This is a genomic window from Ruegeria sp. R8_1, from assembly GCF_017743815.1.
GTDB lineage: Bacteria > Pseudomonadota > Alphaproteobacteria > Rhodobacterales > Rhodobacteraceae > Ruegeria > Ruegeria lacuscaerulensis_A.
This window is the reverse complement of record NZ_JAGHRL010000001.1, coordinates 1-18,355: the sequence shown is the minus strand read 5'-3', so window position 1 is coordinate 18,355 and position 18,355 is coordinate 1. Positions and strand designations below refer to the sequence as shown.

General features: G+C 59.0%; 21 protein-coding genes and 1 pseudogene. 4 read left to right on the top strand and 18 right to left on the bottom strand.

Annotated elements, in window-relative coordinates:
* Positions 1–41 precede the first annotated feature (41 nt).
* Positions 42–1,181 carry an alpha-D-ribose 1-methylphosphonate 5-triphosphate diphosphatase gene (locus J7380_RS00110; RefSeq protein WP_209193947.1) on the bottom strand — a complete coding sequence of 380 codons (1,140 nt, stop codon included), beginning with the start codon at positions 1,179–1,181 and terminating at the stop codon, positions 42–44.
* A 52-nt stretch (positions 1,182–1,233) separates the two neighbouring features.
* Between J7380_RS00110 and J7380_RS00105 the strand changes: the two genes are divergently transcribed.
* Positions 1,234–1,917: a DUF1045 domain-containing protein gene (locus tag J7380_RS00105; protein WP_209193946.1), complete on the top strand. Its 684-nt coding sequence runs from the start codon at positions 1,234–1,236 to the stop codon at positions 1,915–1,917.
* On the opposite strand, the gene phnN is transcribed toward J7380_RS00105, so the two are convergent.
* From phnN to phnG, 9 genes are read right to left on the bottom strand one after another with little or no spacing between them, the layout of a single operon-like run.
* Positions 1,899–2,447 (bottom strand): phosphonate metabolism protein/1,5-bisphosphokinase (PRPP-forming) PhnN, encoded by a 549-nt coding sequence (phnN, locus tag J7380_RS00100; protein WP_209193945.1) that lies wholly within the window; start codon positions 2,445–2,447, stop codon positions 1,899–1,901. The two genes, J7380_RS00105 and phnN, sit on opposite strands and share 19 nt — an antisense overlap.
* A complete protein-coding gene (phnL, locus tag J7380_RS00095; RefSeq protein ID WP_209193944.1) occupies positions 2,444–3,127 on the bottom strand; it encodes a phosphonate C-P lyase system protein PhnL in 684 nt (227 codons plus the stop codon). Before phnL ends, phnN begins: the two co-directional genes overlap by 4 nt.
* Positions 3,128–3,130: 3 nt before the next feature.
* Positions 3,131–3,901 (bottom strand): phosphonate C-P lyase system protein PhnK, encoded by a 771-nt coding sequence (phnK, locus tag J7380_RS00090; protein WP_209193943.1) that lies wholly within the window; start codon positions 3,899–3,901, stop codon positions 3,131–3,133.
* Positions 3,902–3,905: 4 nt separating this feature from the next.
* Complete coding sequence (locus J7380_RS00085; protein ID WP_247742340.1) at positions 3,906–4,310, bottom strand: VOC family protein; 405 nt, start codon at positions 4,308–4,310, stop codon at positions 3,906–3,908.
* Positions 4,307–5,167, bottom strand: coding sequence for an alpha-D-ribose 1-methylphosphonate 5-phosphate C-P-lyase PhnJ (locus J7380_RS00080; RefSeq protein WP_209193942.1), 861 nt, complete (start codon positions 5,165–5,167; stop codon positions 4,307–4,309). Before J7380_RS00080 ends, J7380_RS00085 begins: the two co-directional genes overlap by 4 nt.
* Positions 5,164–5,760 carry an HAD family phosphatase gene (locus J7380_RS00075; RefSeq protein ID WP_209193941.1) on the bottom strand — a complete coding sequence of 199 codons (597 nt, stop codon included), beginning with the start codon at positions 5,758–5,760 and terminating at the stop codon, positions 5,164–5,166. Before J7380_RS00075 ends, J7380_RS00080 begins: the two co-directional genes overlap by 4 nt.
* The gene (locus J7380_RS00070) at positions 5,757–6,848 is read right to left on the bottom strand and encodes a carbon-phosphorus lyase complex subunit PhnI (RefSeq protein WP_209193940.1); all 1,092 of its coding nucleotides are present in this window, start codon (positions 6,846–6,848) and stop codon (positions 5,757–5,759) included. The genes J7380_RS00075 and J7380_RS00070 overlap by 4 nt, the downstream gene beginning before the upstream one ends.
* Positions 6,849–6,850: 2 nt before the next feature.
* Positions 6,851–7,426: a phosphonate C-P lyase system protein PhnH gene (gene phnH / locus J7380_RS00065; RefSeq protein ID WP_209193939.1), complete on the bottom strand. Its 576-nt coding sequence runs from the start codon at positions 7,424–7,426 to the stop codon at positions 6,851–6,853.
* Positions 7,426–7,884, bottom strand: coding sequence for a phosphonate C-P lyase system protein PhnG (gene phnG / locus J7380_RS00060; RefSeq protein ID WP_209193938.1), 459 nt, complete (start codon positions 7,882–7,884; stop codon positions 7,426–7,428). The genes phnH and phnG overlap by 1 nt, the downstream gene beginning before the upstream one ends.
* A 103-nt stretch (positions 7,885–7,987) precedes the next feature.
* Between phnG and phnF the strand changes: the two genes are divergently transcribed.
* Positions 7,988–8,698 (top strand): phosphonate metabolism transcriptional regulator PhnF, encoded by a 711-nt coding sequence (gene phnF / locus J7380_RS00055; RefSeq protein ID WP_209193937.1) that lies wholly within the window; start codon positions 7,988–7,990, stop codon positions 8,696–8,698.
* A gap of 162 nt (positions 8,699–8,860) precedes the next feature.
* Here phnF and J7380_RS00050 read toward each other — a convergent pair whose 3' ends face one another.
* From J7380_RS00050 to phnC, 5 genes are all read right to left on the bottom strand, one after another.
* Entirely contained in the window at positions 8,861–9,475 is a 615-nt protein-coding gene (locus J7380_RS00050; RefSeq protein ID WP_209193936.1) for a chloramphenicol acetyltransferase, read from the bottom strand.
* Positions 9,476–9,497: 22 nt separating this feature from the next.
* Positions 9,498–10,844 (bottom strand): phosphonate ABC transporter, permease protein PhnE, encoded by a 1,347-nt coding sequence (gene phnE / locus J7380_RS00045; protein ID WP_209193935.1) that lies wholly within the window; start codon positions 10,842–10,844, stop codon positions 9,498–9,500.
* Complete coding sequence (gene phnE, locus J7380_RS00040) at positions 10,841–11,707, bottom strand: phosphonate ABC transporter, permease protein PhnE (protein WP_209193934.1); 867 nt, start codon at positions 11,705–11,707, stop codon at positions 10,841–10,843. Before phnE (J7380_RS00040) ends, phnE (J7380_RS00045) begins: the two co-directional genes overlap by 4 nt.
* A gap of 69 nt (positions 11,708–11,776) precedes the next feature.
* A complete protein-coding gene (gene phnD / locus J7380_RS00035) occupies positions 11,777–12,679 on the bottom strand; it encodes a phosphonate ABC transporter substrate-binding protein (RefSeq protein ID WP_209193933.1) in 903 nt (300 codons plus the stop codon).
* A gap of 63 nt (positions 12,680–12,742) precedes the next feature.
* Positions 12,743–13,564 carry a phosphonate ABC transporter ATP-binding protein gene (gene phnC / locus J7380_RS00030; RefSeq protein WP_209193932.1) on the bottom strand — a complete coding sequence of 274 codons (822 nt, stop codon included), beginning with the start codon at positions 13,562–13,564 and terminating at the stop codon, positions 12,743–12,745.
* 168 nt (positions 13,565–13,732) lie between these two features.
* Here phnC and rpe point away from each other — a divergent pair, with 168 nt between their 5' ends.
* A complete protein-coding gene (gene rpe / locus J7380_RS00025; protein ID WP_209193931.1) occupies positions 13,733–14,419 on the top strand; it encodes a ribulose-phosphate 3-epimerase in 687 nt (228 codons plus the stop codon).
* Between the two features lie 113 nt (positions 14,420–14,532).
* Complete coding sequence (locus J7380_RS00020; RefSeq protein ID WP_209193930.1) at positions 14,533–14,751, top strand: hypothetical protein; 219 nt, start codon at positions 14,533–14,535, stop codon at positions 14,749–14,751.
* Between the two features lie 85 nt (positions 14,752–14,836).
* Here J7380_RS00020 and J7380_RS00015 read toward each other — a convergent pair whose 3' ends face one another.
* From J7380_RS00015 to tuf, 3 genes and pseudogenes are all read right to left on the bottom strand, one after another.
* On the bottom strand, positions 14,837–15,583 hold the full coding sequence (locus J7380_RS00015; RefSeq protein ID WP_170753545.1) for an FkbM family methyltransferase: 747 nt from the start codon (positions 15,581–15,583) through the stop codon (positions 14,837–14,839).
* A 349-nt stretch (positions 15,584–15,932) separates the two neighbouring features.
* The gene (locus J7380_RS00010) at positions 15,933–17,645 is read right to left on the bottom strand and encodes an amidohydrolase (protein WP_247742339.1); all 1,713 of its coding nucleotides are present in this window, start codon (positions 17,643–17,645) and stop codon (positions 15,933–15,935) included.
* A 294-nt stretch (positions 17,646–17,939) separates the two neighbouring features.
* A pseudogene (gene tuf, locus J7380_RS00005) lies at positions 17,940–18,355 on the bottom strand (elongation factor Tu); the annotation flags it as partial.

The following is an 18,355-nucleotide window of genomic DNA, read 5'->3' as shown; positions in this document are numbered from 1 at the left end:
TTGATTTAACGCGCCCTATAAGGCTGACCTGACGCACCCTGTCAGGCGACACGCCGCCCGCGCGACCACACACCGTTCAGCGCTGGCGCGCCTTCGCGGATACGAAAGCGGATAACATCGGCGCGGGTGCCTGAGCGCAGCTCGCCCCGGTCGCCCAGACCGACCACCTGAGCCGGCGTCTGGGTAACGGTGCGCAGACCACGCGCCATATTGCCCCACATATCGCCCAGGCGGGTTGCCGACAGCAGCAGCGCGGCGGGCACGTAGTCTGACGACAAAATATCCAGATGGCCCAGATCAGCCAGTTCCTGCGCCGCGACATTGCCGGAATGAGACCCGCCACGGATCACATTGGGTGCCCCCATCATAACCTTGATTCCGTGATCGTGGCATGCTCGGGCGGCCTCGACCGTGGTAGGGAATTCGGCCAGCGTGATGCCATGCCCCGCCGAAACGGCCACCTGATCCTGCGTCGTGTCATCGTGGCTGGCCAGCATCGCCCCGAACCGTTTGGCAGCCTTGACCGTCTCAACCTCGTGCTGATCGCCGAACCGGTCGCGCAATGCCTTCAGCTGGGCCACATGCTGCAGGAAGTCATCATCGTTCATGCTATGCTTGCCCTTCATATAGGCCTCTAGCTGGGTCATGTCGCGGAATTGCCGCTGACCGGGCGTGTGATCCATCAGCGACACCAGACCGACGCGATCTTCGGGGCCGAACTCATCCAGCTCGGCCACAAGGGTTTCCGAGCAGACCTCGGCCCGCAGGTGTAGAAAATGGCTGATCTTCAGCGCATCCTGTTCGCGCAGATCCCACAGCTCGCGCGACAGCTCGCGGGCGTATTTCTTGTAGCGGTTGCCCGACGGGATCGAACCGATGCGCATCGCATCGAATACGGTGGTGATCCCGGTGCTGGCCAGTTCCGCATCGTGCGCCAGAATCGCCGCCGCGTGAGGCCAGTCGACTTTGGGGCGCGGCTGAATATGGCGTTCCAGATTGTCCGTGTGCAGCTCGACCAGACCGGGGCAGACATAGTCGCCGCCGCAATCCACCGCGCCGGGCGGCACAGTGCTGCCCGTGGCGATCTCGGCGATGGTTTCACCGGTGACGCGGATGCTGCCTGTGACCGTCTCATCGGGCAGAACCAGCGTGGCATTGGCAAGGATCATTTCTTCTGTCATCTGAACTTCACACGGTCTGAGCTATTGGGTAGGCCACGCATAGGAGGCCAATGTGACATTCACGCGATACGCGATCTATTTTGCGCCACCCAAAGGGGCCGAGTGGACCCGGTTTGGCACAAGCTGGCTGGGCTGGGACGTTGAGACAGGCGCGGCGGTCGAACATCCCGATATCCCAGATGTTGACGTTACTGCCGTCACGCAGGTGCCGCGCAAATACGGGCTGCACGCGACGATGAAGCCGCCGTTCCGCCTGCGCGATGGGCAGACGGTTGACGCACTGCGCGAGGCTTGCGCGCAGATGGCTGCTGCGCAGGCTCCGGTCACGTTGGAGGGGCTTGAGATCGCGCGCCTGGGCCGGTTCCTGGCCCTCCGCCCCAAAGGTGACGAGGCCGCGCTGAACGCGCTGGCCGCCGCCTGCGTGCGCGATCTGGACAGCTTCCGCGCACCCGCGTCCGAGACCGAATTGCAGCGTCGTCGTGGCAACGGACTGTCGCCCGCGCATGAGGCCAATCTGGTGCAATGGGGATACCCTTACGTGATGGACTCGTTTCGCTTTCACATCACCCTCAGCGGCAAGCTGGACAAACCCACGCTGGCCACCGTTCAGGATGCGCTGGACACGCGGCTTGCGCCCCTGCTGCCCACGCCGTTCCACATCACCGATCTGGCGTTGATGGGCGAGGCCGAGGACGGGCGGTTTCACCTGATCCATCGCTATGCCCTTTCCGGGTGAAGCTGGGCCAGGATGGCACTGACCGTCTGGTCCAGCGGGCCGGAATTGTCGATCTGCACCACCCGGCGTAACCCATCCGGCAGCGTAACCTGCGCACGCTCAAGCCGTCGCGCCTGATCCGCAGTGCTTTCCCGCCCACGCGCCGACAGGCGCTGCGCCAGCACCTGCGGGTCGGCAGTTAGTGAGATCACGACCAGATCGCCAAACACCTCCTGCGCGCGCAAAAGCACGGATCGGGACAGGTTCACCAAAACCGCATCCGCCTGCCCCCGCAGCTGCTGGATGCTTTGGGGCACCCCATACAGCAACCCATGGGCGGGCCAGTGCAGGGCAAAAGCGCCCTCATCGACCATCTGCTGAAATGTGCCTTCGGAGACCCGGTCAAAATCTTCGCCGTCCTCGCCCTCGGGGCGGGTGATCACGCGGCGCATCCGGTGAATACGTGCGGAGCGCACCTCCAGCGCCTCGATCACGCTGTCCTTGCCAACGCCCGAGGGTCCGACAACCGCGATGACCGGCGCAAGGGTCATGCGGCCATCCCCGGTGTGAAATCCGAGACGTTGATCTCACGATCACACACCCGTTCACGCGCGCCGACATCGTGGAAAATACCGATGATGGCCGCACCGCGCGCTTTGGCCTCTTCGATCAGGCTCAGCACGGTTTCACGGTTTTGAACATCCAGCGAGGCGGTGGGTTCATCCAGCAGCATCGCCGGATAGTCGTGCGCAAAGCCCCGCGCGATGTTCACGCGCTGCTGCTCACCGCCCGAAAAGGTCGTGGGGCTGAGCGTCCAGAGGCGTTGGGGAATATTCAGCCGGGCCAGCAACCCCGCTGCCTTGTCCAGCGCGGCCTGACGGTCGCATCCGACGGCCAGCAGAGGCTCGGCCACCACCTCAAGCGTCGGCACGCGCGGCACCACCCGCAGGAACTGGCTGACATAGCCCAGCGTATCTCGCCGCAGGGCCAGAATCTCGCGCGGTTCGGCCTGCGCCACATCCACGCCGCCCACCAGAACCTGCCCCGAGGCGGCCAGATAGTTGCCGTAGATCACCCGCATCAGGGTGGATTTGCCCGCCCCGGACGCTCCGGTCAAAGCCACGCATTCACCGGGGGCCACGCTGAGCGTCGCGCCCTCCATCACCGGGATCACCGCGCTGCCCTGATTGTGCAGGGTAAAGCTTTTGCTGACGTTGTTCAGTTCAATCATCTCTCACACCTGCAACACGCTTGAGACCAGCAACTGCGTGTACGCATGTTGCGGATCGTCCAGCACCTGATCGGTCAGGCCGGATTCGACCACGTGGCCGTCTTTCATCACCATCAGCCGATCCGCCAGCAGGCGCACCACGGCCAGATCATGCGTGACGATGATGGCGCTCAGCCCCATCTCGCGCACCAACCCGCGCAGCAAATCCAGCAGACGCGCTTGAACCGATACATCCAGCCCGCCCGTCGGTTCGTCCATGAACACCAGCCGAGGCCCGGTCACCAGATTGCGCGCGATCTGCAGGCGTTGCTGCATCCCGCCGGAAAAGGCAGTGGGGCGGTCATCAACGCGGTTCGCTTCGATCTCGACACGGCCCAGCCAGTCGATGGCCTTGTCGCGGATGTCACCATAGTGACGGTCGCCGACGGCCATCAGACGCTCGCCAATATTGCCGCCCGCGCTGACCGACATACGCAGCCCGTCGCGGGCGTGCTGGTGGACAAAGGCCCAGTCGGTGCGGCCCAACATACGGCGTTCGGGTTCGGACATTGTCACCGTATCCATCGGCCCGTCGGTTCGCGTATCGAAAACAACCCGCCCCCCGTCCGGTTCCAGATGACCGGCCAGACAATTCAGCAACGTCGACTTGCCCGAGCCGCTTTCGCCTACGATCCCCATCACCTCACCGGGGTAAAGGTCAAAGCTGACGCCGGTACAGCCGATCCGGGTGCCATAGGTCTTTCGGATGTTCTGAACGCTTAACAGCGGGGTCATGGTGCTACCTCGGGTCATAGGCAAATTCGATCCGATTGCCGCCGGGCTCTCGGATCATGAAATGGATTTTTGGCCCAGCACCCGAAGGTTCGGGGGCAAACTCCACCTGAACACCCGGCCAGTCATTCACAGCGGCAAACACCACATCCAAAGACTCGCGTGATGGGATTTTGAACGCCACATGGTGCAGCCCTACATTGGCGTGGCGGTCAAAGTCGCGCTGATCGTCGCCCTTTTGCTGCCACAGGGTCAGAACCGCCGAGCCGTTGCTGATAAAGGCCGAGGGGTATTCGGGCCGTCCGCCAACCACATCCCAGCCCAGCGCCTCGACAAAGAACGCCTTGGTCGCCTCAAGGTCCGAGACCGTCAGGCCCAGATGATCAATTCCCAGAACGTGTTCGCGCATCATGCTGCATCCTCCTTGGCCAAACGCCCCTCGTGCCCCGCCGCGCGGCGCGAGCGGCAGTAATCGGTGTCGGAACAGACAAACATCCGGTTGCCCGCGTCATCCATGATCACCTCGTCCAGATAGCTGTCTTCGGCCCCGCACAGGTCGCAGGGGTGGTCTGCCTTGGTCGCCTCGAACGGGTAGTCCTCGAAGTCGAGGCTGACGACCTTGGTGTGGGGCGGCACCGCATAGATGCGCTGCTCGCGCCCCGCGCCGAACAGCTGGATCGCCTCCATCTCAAGCTTTGGGTTATCGAATTTAGGGATCGGAGACGGATCCATCACATAGCGCCCGGACACTTTTACCGGATAGGCATACGAGGTCGAAATCGCGCCGTGCTGGCTGATATCTTCATACAGTTTCACATGCATCAGCCCGTATTCTTCAAGTGCGTGCATCTTGCGGGTCTCGGTCTCGCGTGGTTCCAGAAAGCGCAGAGGCTCGGGGATCGGCACCTGATAGACGAGGATTTGATCCTCGGTCAGTTCCGCCTCGGGGATCCGGTGGCGGGTCTGGATGACGGTGGCCTTTTCGGTTTCTTCGGTGGTCGCGACCCCGGCTGTGTTCTCAAAGAACTTACGGATCGAGACCGCGTTGGTCGTGTCATCCGCGCCCTGATCAATCACCTTGAACGTATCATCCGGCGTCAGTGTCGCGGCCGAGACCTGTACCCCGCCAGTGCCCCAACCATAAGGCATCGGCATCTCACGGCTGGCAAACGGCACCTGATATCCGGGTACCGCCAGCCCCTTGAGGATCGCCCGCCGGATCATCCGCTTGGTTTGTTCGTCGAGATAGGCGAAATTGTACTCGCTCATAGCATTCCCCTGTCGGACAATTCGGTTTCCAGTGCTTCGGCACCGACAAAATGAATAGCGTCCATTCCCACAGCACGCGCGCCTTCGACATTGTGCAAACCATCGTCGATGAACACGCAGTCTTGGGGCTGAACAGCGGCACGTTCGCACAGAAGTTTGAAAATACGCGGATCAGGCTTCATGACGCCTTCCTGACCGGACACCACCAACGTGCCGAACACCTCACCCAACCGGGGATGCACCTTCAGACCATCTGGCCAGGTTTCAGCCGACCAATTGGTGATGGCGTGGACGGGGGTTCCATTCGCCTTGAGGCGATCGAGGATATCCCAAGTGCCGTGCACCGCGTTTTGGATGGTGAGGGTATATCGCTCCACGTAGGAGGCGAACAGGTTCTGATCCTCCGGGTCCGCCAACTCTTTGGCCATATCGGCGAACAGCTCGCCGTTGTCTCCCCGTGCGTTTTTGGCTTTGAACCCGGTCCGTTCGATAAAAGCATGGGCGGCGTCCTCGGACCCCAGATCGTCAACCCAGGCAAGATGGGGGTGCCAATCAACCAATACACCGCCGATATCGAATACAACGACCTTCATTCCGCAGCCTCCTTTGGTGTGATCCGTTCCTCAGCCTCGCGGCGTAGTTTTCGGACCAGTTCCAGTTCGGACTGAAAATCCACGTAGTGTGGCAGCTTGATATGTTCCAAGAAACCGGTGGCCTGAATGTTGTCGGCATGGCTCAGGACAAATTCCTCGTCCTGCGCGGGCGCGCCCAGATTGTCCTCACCCAGCTCCTTCCACCGCAAAGCGCGGTCGACCAGCGCCATGGCAATGGATTTGCGCTCGGACTGGCCAAAGACAAGACCATAACCGCGAGTGAACTGCGGCGGTTCGGTCTTGGACCCTTTGAACTGATTGACCGTCTCGCATTCGGTCAGTTCGACCTCACCAATGTCGATGGCAAAGCCCAGCTCGGGGATGTCCATTTCGACCGCGACTTTGCCGATCCGAAGCTCACCCACAAAAGCGTGATTGCGGGCGTATCCGCGCTGGGTCGAATAGGCCATACCCAGCACAAACCCCTCATCCCCGCGTGTCAGCGATTGCAGGCGCAGCGGGCGAGTAGAGGGAAACTCCATCGGTTCACGAGTCAGATCGCCGGGGGTGGCGTCGCTATTGGGCTCGTCCTGAATGATGTCCTCGCCCTGCAGGAATTCGGTAATGTGAGGCGTAGGCTCGGTACGCGGCCCGGCCATGGGTGCAACCGTGTCGTTGCCATCTGCAGCTAGTTTGAAATCCAGCAGCCGGTGAGTGTAGTCAAAAGTCGGCCCCAGCACCTGCCCGCCCGGCGCGTCCTTGAACGTGGCCGAGATACGGCGGTCGCAGGCCATATCGCCCGTCTCGACCGGGTTGGAATAACCAAATCGCGGCAACGTGGTGCGATAGGCGCGGATCAGAAAGATCGCCTCGATCAGGTCGCCACGCGCCTGTTTGATCGCTAGCGCGGCCAGATCTGGATCGAACAGAGAGCCCTCGGCCATGACCCGATTTACCGCAAGGCTCAACTGTTCTCGGATCTGGGCGATCGACAGTTCGGCGATATCCGTTGATCCCCGCCGCTCCTCTGCTAACCAGGAATGCGCGTTGTCGATGGCTTTTTCGCCGCCCTTGACTGCTACGTACATTCTTATGATCCCGCCGTTATTTGCGTGCTGCGCGGCAAGGCCGCGACTTTGTCTCTGCAGGTGAAAAAGAAATCACATCCCAGAGGATAAAGAGCCGAATTGTCCTGAAAGACCGCGACATCCGGTAAAGACAATTGTGACCGATCCCGAATACCCGGCCCTGTCAGCGTTGCCCCGTTCTGCGCAAGCGTTTCACACTCGACAATCAGAGTAGCCGAACGGTCAGGATATTCCGGTGTGCCTATGCGATAGTTGGAATTGCGTTGCAGGTCCGCCCATGTCCCTACTGCGAAATCCGCGCTGGACGCATCGACAATCGGCGCGCCGGTGTGAAAGGTCAGCCATTGGCGCACTGCGTCAGTGTCTGCTGCGCCTGCAAGAAAGACCCCTGTATCCGGGTCACACAAGGTCAGCAACAAAGTACCCGCCGCTTGAGACAATGGCTCGGGTGGGCGCGCGCCCGCAATTGATCGGATTTCGCCAGGTCGCGCCATGACTGTCATCGCGGCCCGAAAGGCGTGGGCCGCCTCGATCGGGGCATTTGCAAAACCACCTGAGAATTGAGGATGCGCGCTCATCAGTCTTCTCCTCGGACCAGAGTTAAGAATTCGACCTTTGTCGCCGCCGCCTTGGCCGCCCGCTTGGCTCGCGCGTCCTGCAACTGCCGTGACAGGGGTAATATGACTTCGGCGCGGATGGCGTCGGCTGCTGTTGTCTGCATCAGCGCGTCAACAAGGGCAGCGACTTCGGCTTTGGGCTTTGATCGGCCCTGAACATAGCCATGACCGACGGCACCGCCCTGCAACACCAGCGAACACCGGGTTACGGTCATTTCACCAAGATTGAACGGCGCCCCCGTGCTGCCGGTACGCCCCCGGACCATCACCCCGCCAATCTCGGGCGCGCGTAGCCATTCAAATGTCGGGCGCAGTTGGACTTTGTCCCAAAGGGCCATCAGCGCGTCCTCGGGCGCGCGGGCCAACACGCCCATCCACTGCCGACGTTCTGCATCCGTTGGTTTTTCGAGATCTGCCATCAAAGCCTCTTGGCTGGGTTGTCTACCTGAACTATACAACTAGACAAATAATACATCTTAACCCCGCGGGCTGCAATCCGCTTACTTGTGAAGATTTAGTGACATGGGCAAATCACCAGTTTGGAAAAGCATCGCTCTTGGCCTGACAACCGACATTGCAGAAGGCCGCTATAACACTGGTGATCGCCTGCCGACCGAAGCGCAGCTGGCTGCCAAATACGGGGTCAATCGCCATACGGTCCGCAGGGCTTTGTCAGATCTGTCTGACCAGGGCTTGGTACGCTCGAGACGAGGAGCCGGAGTTTTCGTGACGGCGCGCCCGACGGATTACCCTATCGGGAAACGCGTACGTTACCACAAGAGCATTTCGGCCAGCGGCAAGATTCCCGGCAAGAAAATCCTTACCCTCACCACTCGCAAGGCTGATGTGGCCGAAGCTGAAGCTTTGGAACTGTCCGAAGGTGAAGCCGTTCATGTCTACGATGGTCTTTCCCTGGCCGACGGTCAGCCGATCGGGCTTTTTCAAAGCGTCTTTCCAGCTGGGCGTCTGCCGGGCATTCTTGCCGCACTGGTAGAGACCCGGTCAGTGACCAAAGCGCTGCAGCAATGCGGGGTCGAGGATTACGTTCGTGTGTCGACACGGCTGACGGCCCGCGCCGCGACGCCAACACAAGCGCTGCATCTGCAACTCAGCGAAGGCGCTCCGGTCCTGTACTCAGTGGGCGTAAACGCAGATACGAACGGAATTCCCGTTGAATTCGGACGCACCTATTTTGCGGGCGAAAGAGTCACACTAACGATGGACAACGAGTAGGGACCAGAACGCTCCCGCCCGTCTTCGCCCTCCTTCCGGAGGTCTCATCCCGTTGGGCGTAGCGCCGCGCAAAGCGCGGCGCCCGGTCCAAGGCCGCCAGAGCGCGTCGGCGAAGCCGATGCGCACGCGGGCGCGAGAGCACATGTCAAACAGGTCCTCGGCCTATTCGTATTTCTCCAAAAAGGCTTCGGCGTCGAGCATTCGAAAGTCCGGCAAGGCAGCTCGTAAACGCGCGTTGTCCCAATCCCACCACGCCAAAGTCAACATACGCTCTGCTACGCCATCCGGGTAGCGTGGACGGATCAGATCGGCCGTAACCCCACCCACAATGCTGTAAGGCGCAACGTCTTTGGTGACGACCGCACCAGAAGCAATGATTGCTCCGTGACCCACGGTAACTTCGGGCTTGATAATAGCTGCATGGCCAATCCATGTGTCATGGCCAATTTCGGTCACCCGGCTTGCGCGATGCTGGAACCAATCCGCGTCATCTTCGACGTCATCCCAGTAGTCTGCTGAGCGGTACAGAAAATGATGCAAGGAAGCTTTGGCATAAGGATGATCCGTCGCACCGATCCGGGTAAAGCTGGCGATGTTCGCAAACTTGCCGATCCGCGCATTTGCAATGTCACACGTTCGGTCGCAATACGAGTAATCCCCGAAGGTCGCATTCGCCAAGCGCGTCCCGGCACCTATTTCGACGTATTCCCCAAACGTGGTGTTGGTGATCGCACAATCGGGATGGATGAATGGCTGATCCGCTCGCAGTCTTGGCATGAAAGTTCCTCTGGACCAACACTCAGGCGGTCTTGGTTTTTACCCGTTTGGATTTCGTTTCGCCCTGGATCAATCGGCGGCGCAACCAGCCCGAGAACCAATCCATCAGCATCACCATCAGGATGATCAGAACGATGTAATAGGCAACCTCTTCCCAGTCTTTCTGGGTGATGATGGCCTGCGTCAGCAGCAAGCCGATCCCACCGCCCGTAATCGCACCAATAACAGTGGCGCTGCGCGTGTTGGATTCGAGGAAATAGAGCAACTGGCTGAGCAGCACTGGCGTCACCTGCGGGATCACCCCGAACCGATAGCGTTGCGGCGCATTGGCTCCGGTCGATTGGACGCCTTCGATCTGTTTTTGATCCACATTCTCCAGCGCTTCCGAGAAAATCTTGCCGAACGTCCCTGTATCCGTCACCAGAATGGCCAGCGCACCCGTCAGCGGACCGGGTCCAAAAGCCCGCGCCAGAACGACGGTCCAGATCAGAGCGTCCACGCCGCGCACAAAATCAAAAACCCGACGCGTCAGGAACCGAACGGTCCGCAAAGGGTTAAAGTTGCGCGTCGCAAGGAAAGCCAGCGGCAGGGCCACCATGCCCGCCCCCAAGGTTCCGAGGAAGGCCATCAGGATCGTCTCGAAAATGGCCCAGGCCACGTCCTGATGGCGCCACATCTTGTTGGTCCAGAAATCATTCAGGATCGCGCCCGCCTCACCATTTGCGGCCAGCCCCATGAGTTGCGGGAACGACTTGCCATAGTAGGGGCTATCGAGGGTAAAGAAGAACAGCTCCCACCCGTTGAAATAGCGGAACACTTCGGATCGGTTGCGCGTCACGGTCAGTCGACCCGCATCCGTGGTGATCGCCATCCGGTTCTTTGAGACATTGATCCAGTCGGGCACATCGCCTGCGGGCAGCTCGGCCTGAACGCCCGCCGAACGGGTCGGCGTTGCACGCACCGTGCCATAACCGGGGATGTCATATTCCACCGTCTCGGGGCCGAAACGCACGATATGGCCGTCTTCCAGATCAATCACCGTGGTCTCACCCAAAGCGACCCAATTCGGCGCTTGGCCTTCGGGATAAGCGCCCTTGCGCTCACCTTCGATTGCGGCCGAGACTTCACCTGTGCGATTGTCACGCTCGATATGGGTTTTGTAACTGTAGCTGTCAGCCACCAGCGTCTTGCCGTTTTCCCAATTCGCGCGTTCGGCCAATCCGGGCACGTCGAAAGCGAAAAACACATAGGTCAGGTAGGCCAGCACCACCGCAGGCAATCCGAAATTGATCAGGCGCTTTCGGCTGAACAGACGATCAGCTTCGGCCTTCAGCTCATCAAGAGTGAGGTCAGTGGCGAAGGTGCTCATGCCCGCGCTCCTTTCTCGGATCCGTGGGTCAGGCGATCACGCAGATGGCCCGAGATTTGGTCGACCACAACGATGGTGACGAACAACAGTAAGAAAATCGCGGCGGCCTGATCGTACTTGCCCTGCCCCCAGGACATCGAGTTGCGCAACTCATAGCCAAGACCACCTGCACCGACGAAACCCAGAATGGCCGAGGCGCGAATGTTGATCTCGAACCGCAGCAGCGCGTAGCTGACATAGTTCGGCCCAACCTGAGGGATCACGCCCAGATACATGCGCTGGGACCAGTTCGCGCCGACCGAAGCCAAACCCTCGACCGGTTTCAGTGAGGCGTTCTCATTCACCTCGGAAAACAGTTTGCCCAGTGCGCCAGCCGTATGGATTGCAATGGCGATCATCGCCGGAACCGGGCCGCCACCCAGAATAAAGATCAGGACCAGAGCGATCACGATTTCAGGGATTGCGCGGCAGATATCGGCGATACGCCGGAACAGGGGGATCAGCGCAGGCCAGAGCGCCATTCCACGTGTGGACATCAGCGCCAGGAATGTACCTGCGATGGTACCGATCAGCGTAGACGCGGCGGCGATGTTGATCGTCTCGACCAGCGCCGGGAAGAACTTGACCAGATTGGCGGGCAACGCGTCGATCTTTTCCCAGGCTTCGGACAGCACCTCTGCCGGGTAGTCAAAGATACGGTGCCAACCATCCGCGAAACTGCCCGCGTTGCGGTCATCCGCTGTGCGGAACCCGGCGGCCATCAAGGCCACGAATACGATCAGAAGAATACCACCATAGACCCGCTTGCGTCGTGTCATCTCGGTATAGTCGGCCCGGATCTGGTCGACGGTCAGGTCTGTCATGGAATGCTCCTGAGTGGAAAACGGGGCCCGGCTTGGAACACCGGACCCCGGTCTTAGGGGTGTGCAGGCTTAGTTGGACTTCAGCTTGCGTGCTTCGATGATGACTTCGTAGGCTTCGTGGGTGATCGGCTCGAACGCGCGGGCTTCACCAGCAGCAACGCCGTAGAAGCATTCACGGTCTTTCTCGGCCAGACCAGCCATCAGAGCGGTCATTTTCTCTTTTACATCTGCAGGCAGTGCGGTGCGCAGAACAACCGGGCCTTCGGGGATCGGCTTGGATTTCCAAATCTGGACCATGTCGTTCATGTCGACCAGACCGGCATCAACAGCGCGACGCAGCGCGCCCGACTGATACCCATCTTCCCAATCGCCCAGACCGTCAGCCCAGGTCACGCCGCCATCAACGTCACCGTTGTTCACGGCAACGATGGTCTGCTCGTGGCCACCGGTGAATTTAACCTCACCGAAATAGTCGCCCGATTCCATGGTGGAACCCGTTGCGGCAGGGATTTCGATCGACGGGATCAGGTAGCCCGAGGTCGAGTTCGGATCGCCAAAACCAAAGGTCTTGCCCTTCATGTCCTCCAGCGAGGTGATGCCGCTGTCTTTGCGGGCAAAACCGATCGAGTAGTAGCCATAGCCGCCGTCGGTGTTGACCTTGACCAGAACCGGCTCAACCGCTTCGGGATCAGACAGGTAGGTTTTCGCATAACCCGAAGCACCCAGCCACGCCATGTCGATGGTGCCGCCCAGCAGGCCCTGGATCACGCCGTCATAGTCAGCCGGTGCGAACAGCTTGGTTTCAACACCCAGTGTTTCTTCGGTGTATTCGCGCAGGCATTCGTTGTTGTTCAGACGGTCCTGAGCGTTCTCACCGCCCAGAATGCCAATGCGGAATTCGTTGATATCCGCAGCCAGGGCCGGCGCGGCCATTGCAGTTGTGGCCACCAGGGCTGCCATCAGTTTTTTCATCTGTCTCTCTCCGGTTTGATATGCCGGCCTTTCATCGGCCGGTCGATGAAAGGGGTGGTTGGCTTAGATGGTTGCTTCCGCTTCCATCAGGGCCTTCTGAGTCGCATCCAGCGTCTCAATCTCGGTCGATGTCGCCTCTTCCGAGAAGCTGGCATCAGCGCCATAGATCTCGCGGGCGACGCCGGTTGTCAGTTGCTCGGGCAGGCCGTCGAACACGATGCGACCGTCACGCATACCGACAACGCGGTCGCAATAGCGACGAGCCGTATCCAGCGTGTGCAGGTTGGCGATGACTGTGCGGCCGTCTTCTTCATGGATGCGGCGCAGTGCCTGCATGACGACCTGCGCATTCATCGGGTCCAACGAGGCAATGGGTTCGTCCGCCAGAATGATGCTTGGGTCCTGCATCAGCGCGCGCGCGATGGCGACACGCTGTTGCTGCCCGCCTGAAAGCGCCTCGGCGCGTTTAGGCGCGTGTTCTGCAATGCCCAACCGATCCAAAATGTCGATGGCGCGGTGGATATCGGCCATCGGAAACAGGTTGAACATGGTCGCCAGCGTAGAATGACGGTTCAACGTACCGTGCAAAACGTTCGATACCACGTCCATGCGCGGCACCAGATTGAACTGTTGGAAGATCATCGCGCAATCGGCCTGCCAGGCACGCTTGTCGCGCCCCTTCAGCTTGGTGACGTCACGGCCACCGAAAAGGATTTCTCCGTCGCTCGCATCGGTCAGACGGTTGATCATCCGCAGCAGGGTCGACTTCCCTGCCCCCGAACGACCAATGATGCCAATCATGCAGGGTTTATCTATTTCCAACGTGGCTGAATCGACTGCGACGTTTTCACCAAAGCGCTTGGTCAGTTTCTTGATGTGCAGCACAGGCCACCCCCAGTTCGTGTTGGCGGTCTGCTAAAGGCAGTCTTCAACGGCTATGTGTAACTTGAGTGAAAGTTTTGTAACGCAGCGCCAAAGGTCGATGGCTCTACACTTCTGCGCCTACCGCAGGTATATGCGGGCCGACTCTTAGACACTGAAACGAGGCCACACATGTCCTTTGACCGCAGCATCAAGATCGCACCGTCGATCCTCTCCGCCGATTTCGCCAATTTCGGCGCCGAGATTCAGGCGATCGAAGCGCAGGGGGCCGATTGGGTCCATGTGGACGTGATGGACGGCCATTTCGTTCCGAACCTGACCTTCGGCCCGCCTGCGGTCAAAGCCTTTCGCCCGCATGTGAAGACGGTGATGGATGTCCATTTGATGATCACGCCGGTCGACCCTTACATTCAGGCCTATGCCGATGCCGGTGCCGACATACTGACCGCGCACATTGAGGCAGGGCCGCACACTCACCGAACCCTGCAAGCGATCCGCGCTGCTGGCATGAAGGCTGGTGTTGCCCTGAACCCCGGCACCCCGGCCGAAGCGGTCGAACACCTGCTAGACCTGACCGATCTGGTTTGTGTGATGACCGTGAACCCCGGTTTTGGCGGGCAGAAATTCATCGACATGACCGAAAAGGTCCGCCGCCTGCGCCAGATGATCGGCGATCGACCTGTCCATATCGAGATTGACGGAGGCGTCGATCCAAACACCGCACCGCTGGTTGCAGCCGCTGGCGCGGATGTTCTGGTCGCTGGCTCGGCTGTATTCAAGGGTGGCTCGGTTTCCAACCCTGAAGTCTATGGCGAAAACATCCGCAATGTACGCGCGGCAGCAGAGTCAGCGCTCTAACAAGGCGCGTCATTGCGCGTGCTGCACATCGGATATGAACAATCCGGGCTATCTGAGCATCCTTCAATCGTTTAGTTTCCCGGGGTCCATTTCAAAACCTGCGATACACGTCCATGGCTAAAACAACCACACCCCGCCCGTATACCGCCTACCCAGTCGGGTTTGTCGGCATCCTGCCCCAGAAACTGCGCATGTTAAGGAACCGGGTCGCCAAGGCCCGGTCTTCAGTGCGCCGAATTCGCGCATATTGGCTGATGAACGACAACGAGCTGCGCGCACGTGGCCTGAAACGCGAAGACATCATTCGTCTGGTGCTGGCTGACGTCATCTAGCACAGCACCAGTCCTTGGCCGGGGCAGACAGGATTTTGATAGTCAGGCAGAATATCCACACCCTGCCCGGTCGAGTGTTTTTGGTTTACTTGCTTTTCTGAACGATGCGCGACAGCTTGGCGTCTCGATAATCAAATCTCGGGCCTTCAAACGGTGCGAAGATTGCATCGCAGTCGGTCGCCTCGGGCGAAGGTGGCCGAATAAAATCGTGAAGTTCAAATCCATGCGCAGCCATAACGGCTACAAAATCACTGAACTTATAGCCACCTTCATAACGGCGCCGGACCGAGACCTCGGCCAAGACAAAGGCGCAGTTTTTCAGCATTTCCGAAGCGCCCTTGATCACCTCGACTTCGAAACCCTCGGTATCAATCTTCAACCCGTAGGGCCCCTGATAGTCCACGGCGATGTCGTCCAACGTCCGAACCGGGACCTGACGTTCTTCGATGGCCTTAGTATGGGCACGCGCAGCCTCGTCAAACGTCATCATGGTAGCTCTCGTGCCCATGGAACGGTGGCCGACTGTTGGAATTCGCAGCGTCGTTTGCCCGGCCTGGGAGCCGACTCCGCAGGCATGAAAGTCAAAGTCGATCTTGTCGCTCCAATTTCGTCTCAGCTTGTCCTCATACTCTGAGATTGGCTCGATCAACACGAATTTTGTCGTCGGGAAAGCCTCGTACAGGTGCGCGGTCCCACCGGCGACACCGACATCGAAAACTGTCGCAACATCGAACCCCAGACCTGCGATGTAACTGCCTGTCTCTTTGTCAGGGGAAACTTGGTACCCTCGACGTTTCAGACGTCGGGTCAAGCGTATTTCGGTGTCGTCCATTCTTAAGCTCTCCTATGCGCGGGGAAGGCATCCCATGCGACAGCACGGCTAAAGAAACACCATGACTGACAAAGCACAATCGGGAATCTCGTTGGCAGAATGGAATATGCGTTCCCAAATAACCTATTTGCAAAACGCAGCATTATAAGCGGTTGAATCAACATCAGGGCCTGAGATTATCCGGCGATTAATCCCATCCGCGCCGCCGCATACTCAAGACCACTACAATCAATACGGGCGCTGTCGAAATGACTTCCTTCGCCCGTCATCGCAATGAGAGTACCATCAAGTCTTACCCTGCAACCAGATTCGAGTTGACGCCCCAGCAGTTAAACCGATCAACCATACCTTAGTTCTTTACAAGCCAAGGCTCTTCGACCTTCAGACCTTGATAGACTGCGTGCATGAAAAGATGGGCAATGACGGGGTCTGTTGAAAACGGGAAAAACTGCAGCTTGCCCTCTTCGACTCCTTCCTCAGCCTCGTAGACAATCTCGTCCGCCTTGACGGTTACAAGCACTTTGAGGCCCGCCAAAGTCTCTGGATTCACAGACGTGGGATCGTCGGACAAGATCACAAAATCCGCAACTTTTCCGACCTCAATTGAGCCCTTGCTGTCCTCTTCAAAGTGCTGCCACGCGGGCCAGATCGTCATCGCCTTCAAGGCGGTCATGACATCAACCCGCTGATGCGGCCCAAGAATATCACCCGATCTGGTGCGGCGGGTCACCGTTGCCGCAAGAACACGCATACTGTCTGGAAAGGCGACAGGCGCGTCGTGATGCGTGCCGAAAATCATATCCCGTTCGCGGAGCCATCCGGTGGGCGAGATATTGTCGGCGTTCACTGGTCCAACAGTATGATCACGGTGCCAGTCGCCCCAATAGAAGGTGTGCATCGGGAAAAGTGATGGAAAAACCCCGAGGCGCTTGAAGCTGGCCACTTGATCTTCCCGCAGAAACTGCCCGTGCACCAGAACCGGGCGGTTGCCCGGATCGCCATATTTGATTTGCGCCTCTTCCAGTGCCGCAATCAGCATATCCGACGCGCCTTCTCCGTTTGAATGCACGAGAATCTGGAATCCATTCTCATAACACCAGTTCACAGCGTCCTGCAGTTGATCCATTGTTATCGCAGCATATCCTGCGTAGCCGGCATCATAGGTGCCGACTGGATCATAGTAGGGACGATCCCGCAAAGCAGTAAAACCCTGCGGTGACCCGTCGATTGTAAGTTTGCAGCCGCCGACCCGAACCCGGTCGACGTAGTCCGCCGAGGTATTATCGCGAATATAATCCCGGGCCTCCAATACGTCAGGAAACGCGACAACGTCGATGGGAAGTCCTTCCGTGGCACCGACCTTTCTTAGTACCTCTACGATCTCGCCAGAAGATCGCCCCTCTTGTCCGGTCGTATATCCATACTTGGCCCAAAGGTCGGCTCCGGCGCGGGCGAAGGCCACTAGACCTTCCTCACCCAGATTTCCCAGCATCGGCACAAGAACCGAGAAAAAGGCATATTCCTCCAGAACACCGTTGGGTTCGCCTTCTTCATCGCGCTGAATCACGCCACCCGGAGGAGCTTCTGAAGCGGCTGTAATGCCAGCCAACTCCAAAGCCCTTGTGTTCGCGACTCCCAGATGCCCGGACTGATGGATAATTATGACGGGCAAGTCCTTGGAAACTAGATCAAGGTCTTCTCGCGTGGGATGACGCAGCTCTTGCAGTTGAGCGTTGTCGTATCCAAAACCAACGATCATTTTCACCTGTTCGACGGCCTCTGAGTTTTCTTCTGCCCAATTCGACAACGTGGCTTGCAGGCTGGCGATATCCGTGACTTCTCCGTCAGGCGGCGAAAGCAGGTTGGCCGACAATGCCTGCAGCCCGCCCATCACAACATGCCCATGACTGTCAACAAAGCCCGGAAGAAGTGCGCGCCCATTCAGATCGAAAGTTTGTGTGCCCTCACCTTCATGCACGGAGAGATCAGACAGAGATCCAACCGCCAGAATACGACCGTTCTTGACCGCGACCGCTTGGACGGAAGGGAGTGCATCATTCATCGTTACAATGGGGCCGCCTGAATAAATACGATCGGCAATTTGTTGTGAGAACGCACAAGTGGCTGAAAAAGAAATTGCTGCGGCAAAACAAAGCGAACGTATTGCTAAAGGCATCCCGAGGTTCCTTTTCAATCCAAACATTTCAATGTGATATATTTTAGCATCAATTTGAGCCTCGCCAAAAACGAAAAAGGCCGCCCCTTTTGGGACGGCCTTCTTTAATTCACCCGAGTTGCTCTCGGCAGATTTTCCTATGGAAAATCGCCTGCCGCAACCAGGCGCGGCAAGCGCGCCTTACTCAGTGATTTTCGACACAACACCGGCGCCGACGGTGCGGCCGCCTTCGCGGATCGCGAAACGCAGGCCCTGCTCCATCGCGATCGGCGCGATCAGCTCAACGCCGAACGACACGTTGTCGCCAGGCATGACCATCTCGGTGCCTTCCGCCAGAGTCACGGTGCCGGTCACGTCAGTTGTACGGAAGTAGAACTGAGGACGGTAGTTCGCGAAGAACGGAGTGTGACGACCGCCTTCTTCCTTGGTCAGGATATAGGCTTCGGCTTCGAACTTGGTGTGCGGTGTAACCGAACCCGGCTTACACAGAACCTGGCCACGCTCAACGCCGTCACGGTCAACACCACGCAGCAGCGCGCCGATGTTGTCGCCCGCTTCACCGCGGTCCAGCAGCTTGCGGAACATTTCAACGCCGG

Bases quoted from the DNA above. Each gene is read 5' to 3' on its own strand.
- J7380_RS00110 (WP_209193947.1), bottom strand. From the start codon at position 1,181: ATGACAGAAGAAATGATCCTTGCCAATGCCACGCTGGTTCTGCCCGAT.
- phnN (WP_209193945.1), bottom strand. From the start codon at position 2,447: ATGACCCTTGCGCCGGTCATCGCGGTTGTCGGACCCTCGGGCGTTGGC.
- phnL (WP_209193944.1), bottom strand. From the start codon at position 3,127: ATGATTGAACTGAACAACGTCAGCAAAAGCTTTACCCTGCACAATCAG.
- phnK (WP_209193943.1), bottom strand. From the start codon at position 3,901: ATGACCCCGCTGTTAAGCGTTCAGAACATCCGAAAGACCTATGGCACC.
- J7380_RS00085 (WP_247742340.1), bottom strand. From the start codon at position 4,310: ATGATGCGCGAACACGTTCTGGGAATTGATCATCTGGGCCTGACGGTC.
- J7380_RS00080 (WP_209193942.1), bottom strand. From the start codon at position 5,167: ATGAGCGAGTACAATTTCGCCTATCTCGACGAACAAACCAAGCGGATG.
- J7380_RS00075 (WP_209193941.1), bottom strand. From the start codon at position 5,760: ATGAAGGTCGTTGTATTCGATATCGGCGGTGTATTGGTTGATTGGCAC.
- J7380_RS00070 (WP_209193940.1), bottom strand. From the start codon at position 6,848: ATGTACGTAGCAGTCAAGGGCGGCGAAAAAGCCATCGACAACGCGCAT.
- phnH (WP_209193939.1), bottom strand. From the start codon at position 7,426: ATGAGCGCGCATCCTCAATTCTCAGGTGGTTTTGCAAATGCCCCGATC.
- phnG (WP_209193938.1), bottom strand. From the start codon at position 7,884: ATGGCAGATCTCGAAAAACCAACGGATGCAGAACGTCGGCAGTGGATG.
- phnF (WP_209193937.1), top strand. From the start codon at position 7,988: ATGGGCAAATCACCAGTTTGGAAAAGCATCGCTCTTGGCCTGACAACC.
- J7380_RS00050 (WP_209193936.1), bottom strand. From the start codon at position 9,475: ATGCCAAGACTGCGAGCGGATCAGCCATTCATCCATCCCGATTGTGCG.
- phnE (WP_209193935.1), bottom strand. From the start codon at position 10,844: ATGAGCACCTTCGCCACTGACCTCACTCTTGATGAGCTGAAGGCCGAA.
- phnE (WP_209193934.1), bottom strand. From the start codon at position 11,707: ATGACAGACCTGACCGTCGACCAGATCCGGGCCGACTATACCGAGATG.
- phnD (WP_209193933.1), bottom strand. From the start codon at position 12,679: ATGAAAAAACTGATGGCAGCCCTGGTGGCCACAACTGCAATGGCCGCG.
- rpe (WP_209193931.1), top strand. From the start codon at position 13,733: ATGTCCTTTGACCGCAGCATCAAGATCGCACCGTCGATCCTCTCCGCC.
- J7380_RS00020 (WP_209193930.1), top strand. From the start codon at position 14,533: ATGGCTAAAACAACCACACCCCGCCCGTATACCGCCTACCCAGTCGGG.
- J7380_RS00015 (WP_170753545.1), bottom strand. From the start codon at position 15,583: ATGGACGACACCGAAATACGCTTGACCCGACGTCTGAAACGTCGAGGG.
- J7380_RS00010 (WP_247742339.1), bottom strand. From the start codon at position 17,645: ATGAATGATGCACTCCCTTCCGTCCAAGCGGTCGCGGTCAAGAACGGT.